Source organism: Nocardia wallacei, assembly GCF_029868745.1.
Taxonomy (GTDB): domain Bacteria; phylum Actinomycetota; class Actinomycetes; order Mycobacteriales; family Mycobacteriaceae; genus Nocardia; species Nocardia wallacei_B.
In genome coordinates this window covers 31,216-46,456 of record NZ_JARWOP010000354.1, presented here as the reverse complement: position 1 = coordinate 46,456, position 15,241 = coordinate 31,216, and the positions used below count along the sequence as shown (strand labels likewise).

Genomic DNA, 15,241 nt, shown 5'->3' with positions numbered 1-15,241 from the left:
AGGATGATCAGGAATATGTCCAAGTTCATCGATCGCGTCGTGCTGCATGTGCGCGCCGGTAAGGGCGGGCACGGATGTGCTTCGGTGCATCGGGAGAAGTTCAAGCCGTTGGGTGGGCCCGACGGTGGGGACGGGGGCAACGGCGGGGACGTGATCCTCGAGGTCGACCCCAATGTGCACACCCTGCTGGACTTCCACTTCCATCCGCACGCCCAGGCGGGCAACGGCAAGCCCGGCGAGGGCGGCAACCGCAACGGCAAGCAGGGCGGTGAGCTGCTGCTGAAGGTGCCGGACGGGACCGTCGTGATCGGCCCGGACGGCGATATCGTCGCGGACCTGATCGGGGCGGGCACCCGGTTCGTGGCGGCCCGCGGCGGCCGCGGCGGACTCGGCAACGCGGCCCTGGTGTCGCGGGCCCGCAAGGCGCCCGGCTTCGCGCTGCTCGGCGAGGAGGGCGAGGAGCGCGATCTCGTCCTCGAGCTGAAATCGGTCGCCGATGTCGGGCTCGTCGGATTTCCTTCGGCCGGTAAGTCGTCGCTGGTGTCGGTGCTGTCCGCGGCCAAGCCGAAGATCGCCGACTACCCCTTCACCACGCTGGTGCCGAATCTGGGCGTGGTGTCCAGTGGCGACACCACCTTCACCATCGCCGACGTGCCCGGTCTGATCCCGGGGGCGAGCGAGGGACGCGGCCTGGGCCTGGACTTCCTGCGCCACCTCGAGCGGTGCGCGGTGCTGGCGCACGTGGTGGACTGCGCCACCCTGGAGCCCGGCCGGGATCCGGTGTCGGACGTCGACGCTCTGGAAGCGGAGCTGGCCGCGTATCAGCCCGCGCTGCAGGCCGATGCGGGTCTCGGCGATCTGGCCGATCGGCCGCGCGTGGTGATCCTCAACAAGGTCGACATTCCCGACGCCGAGGAACTGGCCGAGCTGGTGACGCCGGAGTTCGCCACGCGCGGCTGGCCGGTTTTCCGGATCTCGGCGGTGAGCCGGGAAGGCTTGCGGCAGTTGACCTTCGCGCTGGCCGAACTGATCCGTGAGTACCGGGAGGCGCATCCGAAGGCGGCGCCGAAGCGCCCGGTCATCCGGCCGGTGGTGCGGGGCGAGAGCGGCTTCACGGTGGCCGTCGACCCGGAGGTCGAGGGCGGCTTCATCGTGCGCGGCGAGCGCCCGGAGCGCTGGGTGCGCCAGACTCAGTTCGACAACGACGAGGCCGTCGGCTTCCTGGCCGACCGGCTGGCCCGGCTGGGCGTGGAGGCGGAACTGGAGCGGCTGGGCGCCGAGCCCGGCGCGCCGGTCACCATCGGCGACATCAGCTTCGAGTGGGAACCGCAGATCTCCGCGGGCGTGGATCTGGTGATGACCGGCCGCGGTACCGATCCCCGGCTCGATCAGACCGAACGCATCTCGGCGGCCGAGCGCAAGCACGCCTCCCGGGTGCGGCGCGGGCTGGTCTCGGAGGACGAGGACGGCCAGTGAGGCCGTCGAACGGTGCCGCGGCGCAACGATGTTCGGTGTTGTGGAGTGAGTTCTGTTATGACGCAGGTTGATTCGGGTCAGGACATCAGCGAGGCGCGCAAAGCCGTCGCGACCGCGCGCAGCGTGGTGGTGAAGATCGGGTCGTCGGCGCTGACCAGTTTGGCGGGCGGTCTCGATACGGGACGGCTGGACAAGCTGGCCGACGCGGTCGAGGCGCGGATGCGGGCGGGGTCCGATGTCGTCGTGGTGTCCTCGGGCGCCATCGGGGCGGGGATCGCGCCACTCAAATTGTCTTCGCGGCCAAGGGATCTGGCTACCAAACAGGCGGCGGCGAGCGTCGGGCAGCTGGCGCTGGCGCACGCCTGGGGTACGTCGTTCGCGCGGTACGGGCGGACGGTCGGACAGGTGCTGCTGACCGCCGGGGACTTCTCGCGCCGCGAGCACCACCGCAACGCCCAGCGGACGCTGGACCGGCTGCGCTCACTGCACGCGATCGCGGTGGTCAACGAGAACGACACCATCGCCACCGAGGAGATCCGCTTCGGCGACAACGATCGGCTGGCGGCGCTGGTCGCGCATCTGGTCGGCGCGGACGCGCTGGTACTGCTGTCGGATGTGGACGGCCTCTACGACGGCGACCCGCGCAAGGGCGCCGCGAACTTCATCCCCGAGGTGCGCAGCAGCGCCGACCTGGACGGCGTGATCGCCGGTAGCGGCGGTGCGCTGGGCACCGGCGGCATGGCGTCGAAACTGTCGGCGGCCCGCCTCGCCGCCGACGCCGGGGTGCCGGTATTGCTCGCGGCCGCGACCGATGCCGCCGCCGCCCTCACCGGCGCCTCCGTCGGCACTGCCTTCGCCGCCCGCCCGGTTCGGTTGTCCGCCCGCAAGTTCTGGGTCCGGCACGCCGCCGACAGCCGCGGCGCGGTGCTGCTCGACGAGGGCGCGGTACAGGCCGTCGCCCAATGCCGCCGCTCCCTCCTGGCCGCCGGCATCACCGGCGTCCGCGGCCGCTTCCACGGCGGCGACGTCATCGACCTGATCGCCCCCGACGGCCACGTCGTCGCCCGCGGCGTCGCCGAATACGACAGCACCGAACTACAGACCATGGTCGGCCGCTCCACCACCGACCTCCCGGAAGGCATGCAGCGCCCCGTGATTCACGCAGACGATCTGGTGAAGGTGTAGTAGGAACCGATCACGCGGGGCGAACGAGCGGCAGGTGCGAAGGCACCGTCCAGCAGCACGGCCAAGTCCGGATTTGTCGGCCGTGCTCGGTCGGCCGCCGCAGAAACGGCAGCGGGGTCCGGCAATAAGTAGCAATCGCCGGAACTGTTTCGTGATGCTCACGGGATCTGCCGGGGGACCACCAACTCAGATGGGCACGGCAGGCTGCGGGACCACGACCGGGGCCATGTCGAGTTCCGGTCCTCGATCCCGCTGCCGGCGAACGGCGTGCTCGCCTCGAGTGTTTTATTCGGCGCTCGGGTAGCGAATGCTCATGCGTCGCTCAGCCGCTGTAGGAGGTTGGCGTGGTCGCGTTTGGTTGCGTGAGCAAGTTCTAGGAGATGTGTCGTCTCCCGTTGGGGGCGGTGTTCCTCCGACGGCGCGGTGATGAGCGTGTTGTTGTCGGGGTGTTCGACTTGGATGGTCTCGTGCAGCTGATGGTGGAGTTGTTCCGGCCGGCGGGCTGCGAAAACCATCGCGCATTTCCTCTGTCGACTGATATGCCCTGTCACCTGTCGTGGTGTCAGGGTTGCGGGGCGGGTGAGTTGCTCAGCGGCCGGGTGGGCTGACTCCGGGTTGTTCGGGGGTAGTGGGGCTGGAGGTGTCCGGGATCGGGCCGGTGATGCCGGGCTGGCCCTCCTCGTCGGAGAGGGGTGGGCCGGGCTCCAGTGGGGGTGGGGGCGTGTGTGGTGGCGGGGCCGGGGCGGGCTCGGGGGCCGGGGATGGTGGAGGCACTGGGGACGGTGGCGGCGCGGCGGGTGGTGGAGCCGTCTCGGTCGGGGGTTGGGGTGGTGTGGGCGTGTGCTCCGGCGTGGGGATGGGTGCCGGTTGCGTGGGTGCGGCTGGTGGCGGAGAAGTTGTGGGCGTGGAGGATTGGGGCGCCTGCTGTCCCGGGGCGGGGGACTCCGGCCGGGGTGGTTGCGGACCGTCCGGGCCGGGCGTGGAGTCCTGCGGGGGTGACGATGGTGTGGGTGGGGTAGGCGTTGTCGGCGTGGAGGATTGGGGCGGCTGGGGTGCTTGCTGTCCCGGAGTGGGGGGCTCCGGCCGAGGTGGTTGCGGACCATCCGGGCCGGGTGCGGAGTCCTGCGGGGGCACGGAGCCTTGTGGCGGCGCGGTGTGCGGCGCTGGATCCTGTGGCGGAGCGGTGTGCGGGGCCGGATCCTGTGGTGGTGCCGTGTGTGGGGACGAGTTTTGCGGTGGAAGGGATTGGGGAGCAGAGGGTTTCGTGGGGGAAGAGTCGGGGGCGCCGCCGGGGAGGGCGGGGGAGTCGGGGAGGGCTGGGACTGCGGTGCCTGCGGCGGTGTAGGCGGGCTTGTAGATCATGTTCATGGCCAGCAGCGCCTCTTGGCGCAGGGCCTCCTGTGCCAGCTGGGCGTCGAGGACGTGTGCCGCCTCCAGGATTCGGGCGATCGCGCCGATCGGGCCGGAGTTGCCGGGGGGCACGACGGCCAGTTTCACCGCTTCGGCCGCGGCGGCGAGCGCGCCCAGGCGGGCACCGACCTCGCCCATGATCGCGGCCAGCTCCTCGACGGATTCGGCCAGGCCGCGGGTGCACGCGTCGGCGGCGTCGGCGGCCGCGCCCTGCCAGCCCGCGCCGTTCATCGCCCGGTCCACCTCGTTGCGCGTCAAGGGCATGGAGGTGGTGAGGGTGCCCGCGGCCTCCAGCCACACCAGCGAGGCCTGCAGGATCTCACCGGCGTCGATGCGCTGGGTGCCGGCATGGATCTGCTCGTGCGTCAGCGACTCGAAATGCTCCATCGCGCTGATGTAGTCCGGGTCGTTGCGGCGCGGCTGCGGACCGTACCGGTATTCCGTGGTCATCGCGACAGCCTCGTGGAGACCGCGCGCAGTGCGGCGGCGTGCGCGGCATCGGCCTCCTCGTACAGTCCGGCGCTGATCAGGAAGCCCTCCTTCATCCGATAGGAGGCGGCGATGTGCCGGTCGAGCAGCTCGGCGGCGTCGCGGGCCTTGCGGGAGAAGCCGGCCTGCAGTTGCTCCGCGGAGAAGAAGCCGCCGAAGCCGTGCAGCTGCGACACCGATTCCAGGCGCTGCTGCAGGTGTCGCAGCCGGGCGATCTGCTGGTCGTAGAGTTCCGCGCACCGGCGAGCCGCTGCCGGGTCGAACCGGACCGAGCCGTGCTGCGCCGCGTCCAGGAACTTGGCGATGTCGGCCTGACTCGCCTCGATCGTCATGCGCACCCCCTCTGATCGGTCGGTCGTGACCCAGCCTAATCGGTCGGGCGGGTCCCGGTCAGCCGTGCGGCCGGTTCACCTCGCAATCCGTTTCTGTAGGTGCGCGGCGAGCTGCTGCGCCGAGGCGGGGACGATATGCACCTCGTCACCGGCGCGAATCAGGTAGCGGCCGTCGTCGGCGACGTCGATCCAGGTGTAGTAGACCGGCGCGGGCGGATTGTCCCGATCCAGGGCCGCCTCGATGCGGATGTGCCCCTCGGCCGTGTGCGGGCGCAGTAACAGCCGCCGGATGCGGGGGACTCTCGGCTGCGTGGCCATCACCGTCTCCTCGTCGCGGACCGCCGCCGTGGGCGCCGAACGCGCGGGCTCACGGCCCGGTGGCGTCTCCGGCAGCAGCGCCGCGATCCGCGCGCCCAGCTTGGCGCTGTGGCCGATGGAGAGGTGCACGACGCCGCCGAAGCCGGGACAGCCGCCGGGTTCCTGCACGGCGAGCACGGCGTGGTCGTAGACGGCCGCGCCGAGCGCGCGGATCTCGCTGCCCGGCCCGTGCCCGCCGCCGAGGGCCACCACCCGGGTCTGTGGCTGGGCGAGAATCCGCAGGCAGGCGGACAGATCGGGGTCGGCGCGCAGCGGCAGCCGGGCCTCCAGGGTGCGCCGCAGCGCGGCGGCCTCGTCGTCGGTGCGCGGCGTTTCCAGGATCCGCAGCGGGAACGGGTGGCGATCCAGGTCGGTGTCGCGCCAGATGTGTGCGAACTCGTCCGGTGTGAAAGACCAACTCACGCCGACAAACACCCTTCGCCGATGGTCACGAGCGTCTCGTAGCCTAGCCCGGCGCCGTGCGGGCGGCCAGGCGATATCGAATCCGCGATCTGCGGAAATACGCGTTAACACCTCTGGATACCGATCCTATATCTCAACAACACCGTGGTGACCGCCTGCGCACCAGTTGGTTTGAGATCGCTCCGAGTGAGGAACGGCCCCAGGGTCGGGTATGTCGGATATACCCGTGGCGAGTCCGCCACGTAGGCGGTGCCGCGTCAGCGACGGGAGGGTGTGTGCAGGTAGTGAGTCCCGACACCGAGGGTGCCGAGGCCGGCGGAGGTAAGGCGCGTGGGCTGTGGCGATTGCGGGAGAGCGGGTTCCGGGTACCGGAGTGGGTGGTCCTGGAGGCCGGGTTGTTCGACCACCTCGACAACGAGTTGGTCACGGCGGCAGCGGAATTCGAGCGGACAACGGATGTCGACGAGGCGTTGCGGCGCGGCGCGGCGCTGCGTGAGCGGATCGCCGCGACGGTCCTGCCGGCGGTGGTCGCCGACCGGGTGCGGGCCGCCTACGCGCAGTTCGGCGACGCGGCGATCGCGGTCCGGTCGTCGGCGTCCGCGGAGGACGGCGCGACGTATTCCTTTGCCGGACAGTTCGATTCGTTTCTCAACCGGCGCGGCGTCGAGGCGGTGGACGCCGCCGTGCGAGCCTGCTGGGCATCGGCGTTCGCCGAACGGGTGATCCGCTATGCGTTCGCCCACGGTCTGCCGCTGCCGGGCGTTCCGGCGGTGCTGCTGCAACGCCTGATCGAGGCGCGGACGAGCGGCGTGCTGTTCACCGCGAACCCGATGACCGGCGCACCGGACGAACTGGTGGTCGGCGCGGTATACGGCCTGGGCGAAGGGCTGGTCTCCGGCGCGGTGGACGCGGATTCCCTTGTGGTCGACAAGCTTTCCGGAGCCGTCGTGGAAGCGGTGCACGGCGAGAAGACCACCGCGATCCGGCCCGACGGCGACCACGGCTGCGTCGAGGTCCCGGTACCGGAGCAGCAGCGCGCCGCGCCGGTGCTGTCGGAGGCCGAGCTGACCGAGCTGGTCGAACTGGGCCGCCGGGTGGAGGCGGCACTGGGCGCGCCCCAGGACATCGAATGGGCCGCGGACGCGGACGGGCTGTGGGTCTTGCAGGCCCGCCCGATCACCACCCCGGTCGGCGCTCCGCTACGCGGCGCCGGGGAGCGGCTCGACCCCGATGAACTGCGCATCTGGGACAACTCCAACATCCTCGAGAGCTTCAACGGCATCACCTCGCCCCTCACGTTCACCACCGCCGCCGACATCTACGGCCGGGTCTACCGCGGCTACGCCGAATCGCTGCGAGTACCGTCCCGGCAACTGCGCCAGACCGACGACTGGACCGGCGTCCTGCTCGGCTGCTTCCACGGCCGCGTCTACTACAACCTGCTGCACTGGTACCGGATGGTGGGTATCGCGCCCGGCTACCCGCTCAACCGCCGGGTCTTGGAGGCGGCCTTGGGCGTCGCCGAGCCGCTGCCCGACGAGATAGCGAAAACGCTGCGGCCCTTCACCTTCCGCAATCCGCTCGCCCGATTGTGGTCGCGCACGGTGACCACGGCGATCTACGTGCGCCGCATCGCGGGCATCGACGGCATGATGCGGCGGTTCCTGACCGAGTTCTACCGCGTCTACGACGAATTCGACACGGTCGACGACGCCGCGCTGACCGGCGAGCAGGCCTATGCCCGCTACCGGCAGCTGGACCGGGAACTGGTCCGGCGCTGGGGGCCGTTGATGGTGCTGGACGCGATGCTGCTCACCCTGACCGGCCTGCTGTACGTGCTGACGAAAGCGTTTCTGCCCAAGGCGCCGGAATGGTTCCTGTACGCGGTCGCCGGACCGGGCGAGGAGGTGGAGTCGGCCGAGCCCGCGCGCGCGATGGCGGCTCTGGCGGAGGTCGTACGCGCCGACCCGGAACTCCGCGCCCTCATCGAAACGACTGCGCCGGAAGCCATCCGGGACGAACTTGCGAGCGCGGGCCGCACCGACTTCCTCGCCCGCGTCGACGAGTACATCGCACGCTACGGCTATCGCAGCATCGATGAACTGAAGCTCGAGACACCGGATCTGCGTGAGGATCCGGCGAGCCTGTTCGTGCTGCTGCGCGCCGCCCTGCCGCAGGAGCAGACGCGCCGCGGCACCGAGGCCGAGACGTATCTGGACGAGCACCTGCACGGCGTGCGCCGGGCACTGTACGAACGGTTGCGCCGCAAGGTCGGCCGATGCGCCGCACATCGCGAACGGCTCCGGTTCTGCCGCACCCGCGCGTTCGGGATGGTGAAGCGGATGATCCGCGTGATGGGACGGGATCTGGCCGCGCGCGGCGTCATCGACGACTTCGCCGATGTGTTCCAGCTGACCGTGCAGGAGTTGCGAGGCTGCTACGAGGGCGCGGACACGGGGTCGCTCCGGGGCCTGATCGCCGCGCGCACTCAGCAGCGGGCGGCCGATGCCCGGCTCGTCGCCCCCTCCCGGTTCGTCACGCGCGGACCGGGATTCGGGCGCGCGGAACTGGCGGCGCAGGGCTGGGTGCCGATCACCGATATGCCCGCCGCGACCGCCGGGGCCGTGCTCACCGGGACACCGTCCGGGCCCGGGGTGGGCACCGGCCCGGCCGTCGTGGTCGACCAGCCGCGCGATGTGTCGGGCGGCGTGCTGGTGACCTACCGCACCGATCCCGGCTGGGTGGCCGCGCTGCCGTCGGCGGCGGCGCTGGTGATCGAGCGCGGCAGCCCGCTGACCCACGTCGCAATCGTGGCGCGCGAACTGGGCGTGCCCACCGTCGTGCAGCTACGCGACGCCACCACGATGCTCCGCACCGGCATGTCGATTCGAGTCGACGGCACCGGTGGCACCGTGACGGTACTGGCCGAAGGAGACGGTCCCCATGCAGGCTGACAACGATATCGACGCGGTGCGGGGCTGGCTGGCGAATCCGGCCACCGACACCGGCATTCATCTGGCCGACGAGGCCGACGGCTGGGAGTTCCGGTCCTATCGGGAGCTGGCCGAGCTGGCGTGGGCGGTGGCCGCGCGCCTGCGGGCCGCCGGGCTGGGCGACGGCGAGGGCGCGTGCGTGATCATGCCGACCGGATTCCCCTGCGTCGCAACGTTCTACGCGGTGTGGGCGGCCGGCGGCGTGTTCACCCCGATCGCCCCGCCCACCTTCGGTGATCTGGCCCAATACATTTCGCATGTCGCGGCCATTCTGCGGCAGGCGCGTCCACGGCTGGTGGTGACCTCGGCCGACCTGCGTCCACTGGTGTGCCAGGCCATGGCGGAGGCCGGACGAACCGATGACCCGGTGCTCGCCGACGACGCGGAACCGGTGTCCGAACGGGAATTCGGTGCGCCCGCCGAATGTGCGCTGTTGCAGTTCACCTCCGGTTCGACGGGCACCCCGCGCGGGGTGCGGGTTTCGTGGCGGAACCTGGCCGACAACATCGCGATGATCACCCGTCTGGTGGACTGGCGCGACGGCGAGGCGATGGCGTCCTGGCTGCCGCTGTATCACGATATGGGCCTGGTCGGCGCGTTTTTCACCACCGTCACCAATCAGGGCGACCTGTATCTGATGCGGCCGGACCAGTTCATTCGCGACCCGATGCGGTGGTTGCGAGCGATGACGCACGCACAGCACACGCCGTCGCCGTCGTTCGCGCTCGGCTACGTGGCACACCGGGTTTCGCCCGAGGAGGTGGCCGGGCTGGACCTGTCGGGGTGGCGGACGCTGGCGGTGGGTTCCGAACCCGTCGAGGTCGCCGATCTGCACGCGTTCACGGAAATGGCTGGACCGCAGGGCTTTTCGGCACGCGCGTTCACCCTTGCCTACGGCTTGGCCGAGGCGACCCTGATGGTGACCTCCTCCGCACGCGATCGGCCCGTGACGGCCCTGCGGCTGGACGGCGCGAGCCTGCGGTTCGGGCAGCCGGTCCGGCCGGTGGCCGAGGCCGAACTCGGCGACGGCCGCTGGGTGACGGGTCCGGGCTGGATCACCGGGCTCGGCTTCTCGACGGCGGAGTCGCAGGTGCGAGTGGTCGACGAGGACGGCCGCGAACTGCCGGACGGCACGCTCGGGGAGATGGTGGTCACCGGCGACTCCGTGGCGCTGGGCTACACCACGACCACCGAGGGCGGCACCCGCATCGACAACGGGCGGCTCTACACCGGCGACGCCGGATTCCGCTACCGCGACGAGGTTTTCGTGCTCGGACGGATGGGCTCGAGCCTGAAGGTGCGCGGCCGGTCGGTGTTCATGGAGGACATCGAATCCCGGGTCGCCCGCGAGACCGGCATCACCAAGGGCAAACTCGCCGCGGTCGCCCACACCGACGCCGGCGCCCAGGGCATCGTCCTGTTCGCCGAGACCGCGCCGGGGCCGTGGCTGGAACAGGCCCGCAGCGTGCTGCGGGCCGCGCTCGGCCCGGCGCAGACCGCGCGGATCGTCACCGGCCCGCGCGGCTTCATCCGACGCACCTCGAGCGGCAAACCGCGCCGGCGGCACATGTGGCAGCTGTTCGGCGACGGCGGCCTGGAAGGTGCCGTGGTGCACGACCCGACCGACCGCGACCAGGACCCACAGGACGGCCCGCGGCCCGAACCGGTACTGACCGTCGCGGCGGCCCGGCGGCTGCTCGACCGTGCCCTGGACCAGGTGAGTGTGCCGGCGCGGTCGGCGGTGCTGTTCGAGGGCTCGCTGGCGGAGGGCTTCGGCAACGAGGGTTCCGACGTCGACTTCCTGGCCGTCGCGCCCGGCGACGAGGACCTGCCGACGCTGCCCACGGTGCTGTTCCTGGACGGACGCCGTGTGGAGGTGCGTACCCGTTCGGTGGCTCAGCTGCGCGCGCAGCTGCGGCGGGTGGCGCAGGCCACGGACCCGGCCGCGCTGGACGAAGATGTGCTCAACCGCTGTCAACGTTTCCTGCGCGCCACCGTACTGCGCGCCGATCCCGGCTCGCCGGAACTCGCCGAACTGCTTGCGCTGCTGCCGAATCCGGAGTTCGCGCGCAAGGCGGGCGAGTGGTGGGCCGAACGCGCCCGCCATGCCCTGCGTTACGCGGTCGCCCTCGCCGCCCTCGGCGAACGCGAGGAGGCCGAGGCCTGGGCTCGCGACGGGTTGGTGCAGGCGGTCAAGGCCTGGGCCACCGGTTACGGCGAGACCTACATCGAAACCAAATGGCTGCCCGAGCAATTGGACCGGATACTCACCCAGCCGGTGAGCGGTGAGCCGGAACCGCATGCGGCGGAACTGGTCAAACGCTACCGCGCGCTGCCGGAATCGGCGACGGTCGCCGAAATCGTCGCGCTGGCTGCGGAATTCGGCGTGGCCGGGGTGGCGGACGATCCGGATCTGGTGGTACTGGCCCGGATGCCCGGGGTGACGACCTGGGGCATCGGCGAGCGCGTGCACGTGCTGCGCGCGGACCGCGATGTGTTCGTGCTGTCGGACGCGGCCGGGCGCGCCTGGCGATCGGTGGTGGTGCGGCGGTCCCTGCGAGAGGTGCTGGGGCGCGCCGACATCGGATCCGAGCTGGCCGAGTTCGTGCGGCTGGGATTGGTCGGATTGCAGTGGCGCGGCGACGGCCCGATCACGCCGGCACTGGCGATGTGCAAGCCGCTGCGCCCGTACACCCCGGCGCCGGGACCGGCGCTGCCGGTACTGGGACTGTCCGGCGCCGGACGGGAGGACGCGGCGATCGCGACGCTCGCACCGCTGCCCGCCGAGCGGTTCACCGCGTGCGCGCTCGACCTGGTGTGGTCGAACGTGGTGCTGGAGAACGCGCGGGAGGATCTGGTCGGCGCGATGAAGGGCGGTCAGGGCGCCGTCGCCGACATCGCCGCGCACCGCATCGTGGCGATGGCGGTCCGGATGGTGCTGTGCGCGTACGGAATTCATCCGCTGCCCGCGGACGTCGCGCCCGGACCGACACTGACGCGGCTGCTTCCGGCCGCGGCCTCCCGTCGCGGGGAACTGCTGCGCTCCGTCGAGGAGGCCAGCCGGGTAAACTTCGCGCAGACGCTCGCGGCCGGTGAGGACGCTCTGGCCGAGCTGGCTCGGCTGGACGATCTCGTGGCTCGGGTGCGCGGCCACGTCGGCGGCGGCGACTTCCCGGCCTCCTTCGACTCCCGGGAGCAGTGGCGGCGCACCCTGGACATCAGCTACGACTGGCTGCGCGTCGCCGGCTATCTCGACACCGACCTGCCGCTCGACGAGGCCCGCGATCTGCTCACCTCCGGCGGCAGGCAACCCCATCTGCGAGAAGGAGGACCGCGATGACCGGCGTGGACAGTGATGTGGCGCAGCGTGTCCGGCATCTCGTCGCCGCCATGGCCCCCCAGCCGGGCGGAACGGGAGACGATCGGCGGCTCGTGGAGGACCTCGGGTTCGACTCGCTGCGACTGATGGAGCTGACGGTGGTGCTGGAGCGGGCCTTCGGGCTCCCGCGCTACCGGCCCGAGCAGGTGGCCGGGGTACTCCGGGTCGGCGACGTGATCGCCCTGATCGAACGGACGCTGTCGTGACGGGGCGGTCGGAGGTCCTGATCACCGGCGCCACCGGGCTGGTCGGATCCGAGGTCGCGGCCCGGCTCGTCGCCGCGGGCAGCCCGGTAACCGCTGTGCTGCACCGTAATTCGCGACTGTCGAACAACGTGGGCGGTCCGGTCGACGGCGTGCGGACGGTGCGCGGTGACGTTCGGCAGCCCGGCTTCGGCCTGGACGCCCGGACCGAGGCCGAGCTGGCGGAACGGGTCGGCGTGCTCGTGCACGCCGCGGCCACCACGGCCTTCGACGCCACCGCCGCCGAGTACGACGACCTGAATGTGCGCGGCACGGCGCACGCCGTCGAGCAGGCCCTGCGCTGGGACGTTCCGCTGGTGCACGTCAGCACGGCCTACGTGTGCGGCCTGCGCGGCGGGACGATCGGCGAGGACGAACTAGAGTCCGGGCAGGAGTTCGGAAACGGCTACGAGGACAGCAAGTTCCGCGCCGAGCTGCTCGTCCGGGGCACCCCGGGGCTGCGGTGGGCGATCGTGCGTCCGGGCATCGTCACCGGCGCCACCGGCACCGGGGTGATCCGCGACTACAAGAACCTGTACTCCGTGGTGAAGCTGATCGTGGAGGGCAAGCTGCGGTCGCTGCCGGGCCGCTACGACGCCACCCTCGCGCCCGCGCCGGTCGATCATGTCGCCGACATCATCGCAGCGGTCACCGCCGATGCCGAAACCTGGTGCGGCAGCACGTTTCACGCGGTCGGCCGGGACAGTCTGTCGCTGCGGGAGGTCTCGGATGTGCTGGCCGAGTACCCGTCGTTCCACGTCGCGACGTTCGTGCCGGAGACCACGTTCGACGCCGACGATCTCGAGCCGATCGAGCGCGAGTACTACCTGCGCGTCGGTGCGCTCTACACCAGCTATTTCGCCCGTAGGGTGCGGTTCGCCACGGCGAATGCCGAAGCGCTGCTGGGCCGTCCGGGTCCCGAGAGCGGCAAGGAATACCTGCGGGTGCTGCTGGATCACTGCCTGGAATCGGGCTATCTCGGCACACCGCTGCCGTCGATCGAGGAGGTGCTGGCGGCCGCCGGAGTGGACGAGGAGCGGCCGCAACCGGTCCTCGGAGCCGATCGGGGTGACCGCCGATGACCGCCGCGCTGCGTGACCTGCTGGTCCCGCTCACTCCGCTGCTCGCCAAGGCGGACATCTACAGCGGCGACACCTATGTGCAGGAATCCGTCGCACAGCTGGACGAGGCCGGTCTGGACGCCGCGAAGTTCGCGCGCGAGCACTCGATGCTGCTGTTGAAGCCGGACGCCATCGTCGGCCGCGCCGCACTGCCCACCCTGACCTGGCTGCGCGACAATGACTTCCGAGTGGTGAGCGCGCATACGCTGGCGGTGAACCGCCATCTGGTGCGCGCCCTGTGGTACTACGCCTGGAATATCGCCTCCCCCGAGCGGCGTCGCCTCGCCGATCTGCTGGTCGGCATCTCCGATGCCCTCGTGCTGGTGGTCGGCGGACCGGTGGGCGAACTTCCGACACCGGTGCGCCTGACCGCCGCGAAGGGCGCGACCGACCCACGCAAGCGGCGGCCCGGCGAACTGCGCCACCTGCTCGGCCGCGACAGCTTTCTGCTCAACCTGGTGCATTCGCCGGACGATCCGGCCGACGTGCTGCGCGAACTCGCCATCTATTTCGACGAGCACACCCGCTCGCGGGTGCTGGCGGATATCGGCACCGGCACGGACTGCTCGGGACACGCGGCGGAACTGGCCGAGGAACTCTATTCCCGCACGCCCGCACGCGAATTCGAACGCGATGCGGCGATCGAACGCATTCTGGCCGACCTCGGCGGACCGCCGGACGGCTTCGATCCGCGGTCCGACGAGGCCTGCGCGGCGCTGCTGCGCGCGGCCTGGGCGGCGGATCGAGCGATGGATCCGTGGTCGGTGATCGTGCTCGGATCCCAGGTACTTCCCATGCGCACCGGAACCGGACCGCAGACCTTGCGGCCGGTCGGCGCACCCGACTGGTTGGAGGGTCTCCCATGACGACGGACACCGCGATGGTGCGGGCCGCGAGCCACGTGCGCACGATCTCCCGGCAGCTGGCGCACCGCTGCGCGGTCTCGGAGGTCTTCGTCACCTCGCTGCACGCGCGGTCGCCGGAGGAGTTCGTGGCCGGCGCTCAGCTCCCGCGCATGCACGCCTACTACGGCGATCACATCGAACCGCTGGTGGCGCAGTACGATCCGCTGCTGGTGATGGAGGCCGCGCGCCAGGCCGCGATCGCGATCACGCACGAATACTTCGCCGTGCCACAGGATATGGCGTTCGTCGTGCGCGAATTCAACGGCACCGCCGCCGATACCGCGGCGTGGTCGATCGGCCGGGCGCCCGCCGACCTGGTGATGACCGTCGGCATCGCCCGGCGGCACCGGCGTCAGGGCGTCGTCTGCGGGCTGGACATGGTGCTCGAGATCGACTGCGGGGGAACGCCCATGATGACCGTCGACGGCTCGTTCTTCTGGATCACTCAGCGGCAGTGGGCCAGGACACGCACCGAGTTCCGGGAAAGCCTGGGGCTCGGGCCCTTTCACAGTGCGCCGGTGCATGCCGAGCGGGCGAACGCGGCCGCCGTGGGCCGGGAGAACCGGCGCAATGTGGTGGTCGCGCCGGTCCGGCACGCGGGTGTGTCGGCCACGGCCGCCCTCGCCGCGGACACCGCGCACCCGTTTCTGTTCGATCACCCGCTCGATCACGTTCCCGGCAGCCTGCTGATCGAGGCGGCCCGCCAGACCGCCGTCGCCATGCTGCTGCCGCGCACGCCGCGCTTGCGGCGGGTCGCGAGCAGGTTCGACCGCTTCGTGGAACTGGACCGCGGCGCCGAATGCACGGCCGAACTTGTCGGTTCCGCGCCGGACACGGTCCGATGCGACGTGCTCCAGTGCGGTGCGTCGGCCGCCCGCATCGAGCTGGAGTTCGCGGCGGGGCAGGCGTGAAGGGCGAAAACGGCTGGG

Annotated in this window: 12 protein-coding genes; 8 read left to right on the top strand and 4 right to left on the bottom strand. The window is 71.0% G+C overall.

Going from position 1 to position 15,241, the window contains the following annotated elements; translation table 11 throughout:
• Window positions 1-15: 15 nt before the first annotated feature.
• Together obgE and proB are read left to right on the top strand one after the other, a co-directional pair.
• Window positions 16-1,476, top strand: coding sequence for a GTPase ObgE (gene obgE, locus QH470_RS32825; RefSeq protein ID WP_280276263.1), 1,461 nt, complete (start codon window positions 16-18; stop codon window positions 1,474-1,476).
• Between the two features lie 57 nt (window positions 1,477-1,533).
• Window positions 1,534-2,661 carry a glutamate 5-kinase gene (proB, locus tag QH470_RS32820; protein ID WP_400181776.1) on the top strand — a complete coding sequence of 376 codons (1,128 nt, stop codon included), beginning with the start codon at window positions 1,534-1,536 and terminating at the stop codon, window positions 2,659-2,661.
• A gap of 311 nt (window positions 2,662-2,972) precedes the next feature.
• Here the strand turns inward: proB and QH470_RS32815 are convergent, their stop codons facing one another.
• From QH470_RS32815 to QH470_RS32800, 4 genes are all read right to left on the bottom strand, one after another.
• Window positions 2,973-3,176, bottom strand: a complete 204-nt coding sequence (locus tag QH470_RS32815; RefSeq protein WP_280276262.1) for a hypothetical protein — start codon at window positions 3,174-3,176, stop codon at window positions 2,973-2,975.
• Between the two features lie 73 nt (window positions 3,177-3,249).
• Window positions 3,250-4,521, bottom strand: a complete 1,272-nt coding sequence (locus QH470_RS32810) for a hypothetical protein (protein ID WP_280276261.1) — start codon at window positions 4,519-4,521, stop codon at window positions 3,250-3,252.
• Window positions 4,518-4,892, bottom strand: a complete 375-nt coding sequence (locus QH470_RS32805) for a hypothetical protein (protein WP_280276260.1) — start codon at window positions 4,890-4,892, stop codon at window positions 4,518-4,520. The genes QH470_RS32810 and QH470_RS32805 overlap by 4 nt, the downstream gene beginning before the upstream one ends.
• A gap of 75 nt (window positions 4,893-4,967) precedes the next feature.
• A complete protein-coding gene (locus QH470_RS32800; RefSeq protein ID WP_280276259.1) occupies window positions 4,968-5,672 on the bottom strand; it encodes an ESX secretion-associated protein EspG in 705 nt (234 codons plus the stop codon).
• Between the two features lie 275 nt (window positions 5,673-5,947).
• Here QH470_RS32800 and QH470_RS32795 point away from each other — a divergent pair, with 275 nt between their 5' ends.
• From QH470_RS32795 to QH470_RS32770, 6 genes are read left to right on the top strand one after another with little or no spacing between them, the layout of a single operon-like run.
• Window positions 5,948-8,626, top strand: coding sequence for a phosphoenolpyruvate synthase (locus tag QH470_RS32795; RefSeq protein WP_280276258.1), 2,679 nt, complete (start codon window positions 5,948-5,950; stop codon window positions 8,624-8,626).
• On the top strand, window positions 8,616-12,005 hold the full coding sequence (locus tag QH470_RS32790) for an AMP-binding protein (protein WP_280276257.1): 3,390 nt from the start codon (window positions 8,616-8,618) through the stop codon (window positions 12,003-12,005). Before QH470_RS32795 ends, QH470_RS32790 begins: the two co-directional genes overlap by 11 nt.
• Entirely contained in the window at window positions 12,002-12,250 is a 249-nt protein-coding gene (locus tag QH470_RS32785) for an acyl carrier protein (RefSeq protein WP_280276256.1), read from the top strand. Before QH470_RS32790 ends, QH470_RS32785 begins: the two co-directional genes overlap by 4 nt.
• On the top strand, window positions 12,247-13,368 hold the full coding sequence (locus tag QH470_RS32780) for an SDR family oxidoreductase (protein WP_280276255.1): 1,122 nt from the start codon (window positions 12,247-12,249) through the stop codon (window positions 13,366-13,368). The genes QH470_RS32785 and QH470_RS32780 overlap by 4 nt, the downstream gene beginning before the upstream one ends.
• A complete protein-coding gene (locus QH470_RS32775; protein ID WP_280276254.1) occupies window positions 13,365-14,273 on the top strand; it encodes a nucleoside-diphosphate kinase in 909 nt (302 codons plus the stop codon). Before QH470_RS32780 ends, QH470_RS32775 begins: the two co-directional genes overlap by 4 nt.
• Complete coding sequence (locus tag QH470_RS32770) at window positions 14,270-15,223, top strand: ScbA/BarX family gamma-butyrolactone biosynthesis protein (protein ID WP_280276253.1); 954 nt, start codon at window positions 14,270-14,272, stop codon at window positions 15,221-15,223. The genes QH470_RS32775 and QH470_RS32770 overlap by 4 nt, the downstream gene beginning before the upstream one ends.
• Window positions 15,224-15,241 lie beyond the last annotated feature (18 nt).

What these genes read in the sequence shown, in the direction of transcription:
- obgE (WP_280276263.1), top strand. Translation starts at nt 16, where the DNA reads ATGTCCAAGTTCATCGATCGCGTCGTGCTGCATGTGCGCGCCGGTAAG.
- proB (WP_400181776.1), top strand. Translation starts at nt 1,534, where the DNA reads ATGACGCAGGTTGATTCGGGTCAGGACATCAGCGAGGCGCGCAAAGCC.
- QH470_RS32815 (WP_280276262.1), bottom strand. Translation starts at nt 3,176, where the DNA reads ATGGTTTTCGCAGCCCGCCGGCCGGAACAACTCCACCATCAGCTGCAC.
- QH470_RS32810 (WP_280276261.1), bottom strand. Translation starts at nt 4,521, where the DNA reads ATGACCACGGAATACCGGTACGGTCCGCAGCCGCGCCGCAACGACCCG.
- QH470_RS32805 (WP_280276260.1), bottom strand. Translation starts at nt 4,892, where the DNA reads ATGACGATCGAGGCGAGTCAGGCCGACATCGCCAAGTTCCTGGACGCG.
- QH470_RS32790 (WP_280276257.1), top strand. Translation starts at nt 8,616, where the DNA reads ATGCAGGCTGACAACGATATCGACGCGGTGCGGGGCTGGCTGGCGAAT.
- QH470_RS32785 (WP_280276256.1), top strand. Translation starts at nt 12,002, where the DNA reads ATGACCGGCGTGGACAGTGATGTGGCGCAGCGTGTCCGGCATCTCGTC.
- QH470_RS32775 (WP_280276254.1), top strand. Translation starts at nt 13,365, where the DNA reads ATGACCGCCGCGCTGCGTGACCTGCTGGTCCCGCTCACTCCGCTGCTC.
- QH470_RS32770 (WP_280276253.1), top strand. Translation starts at nt 14,270, where the DNA reads ATGACGACGGACACCGCGATGGTGCGGGCCGCGAGCCACGTGCGCACG.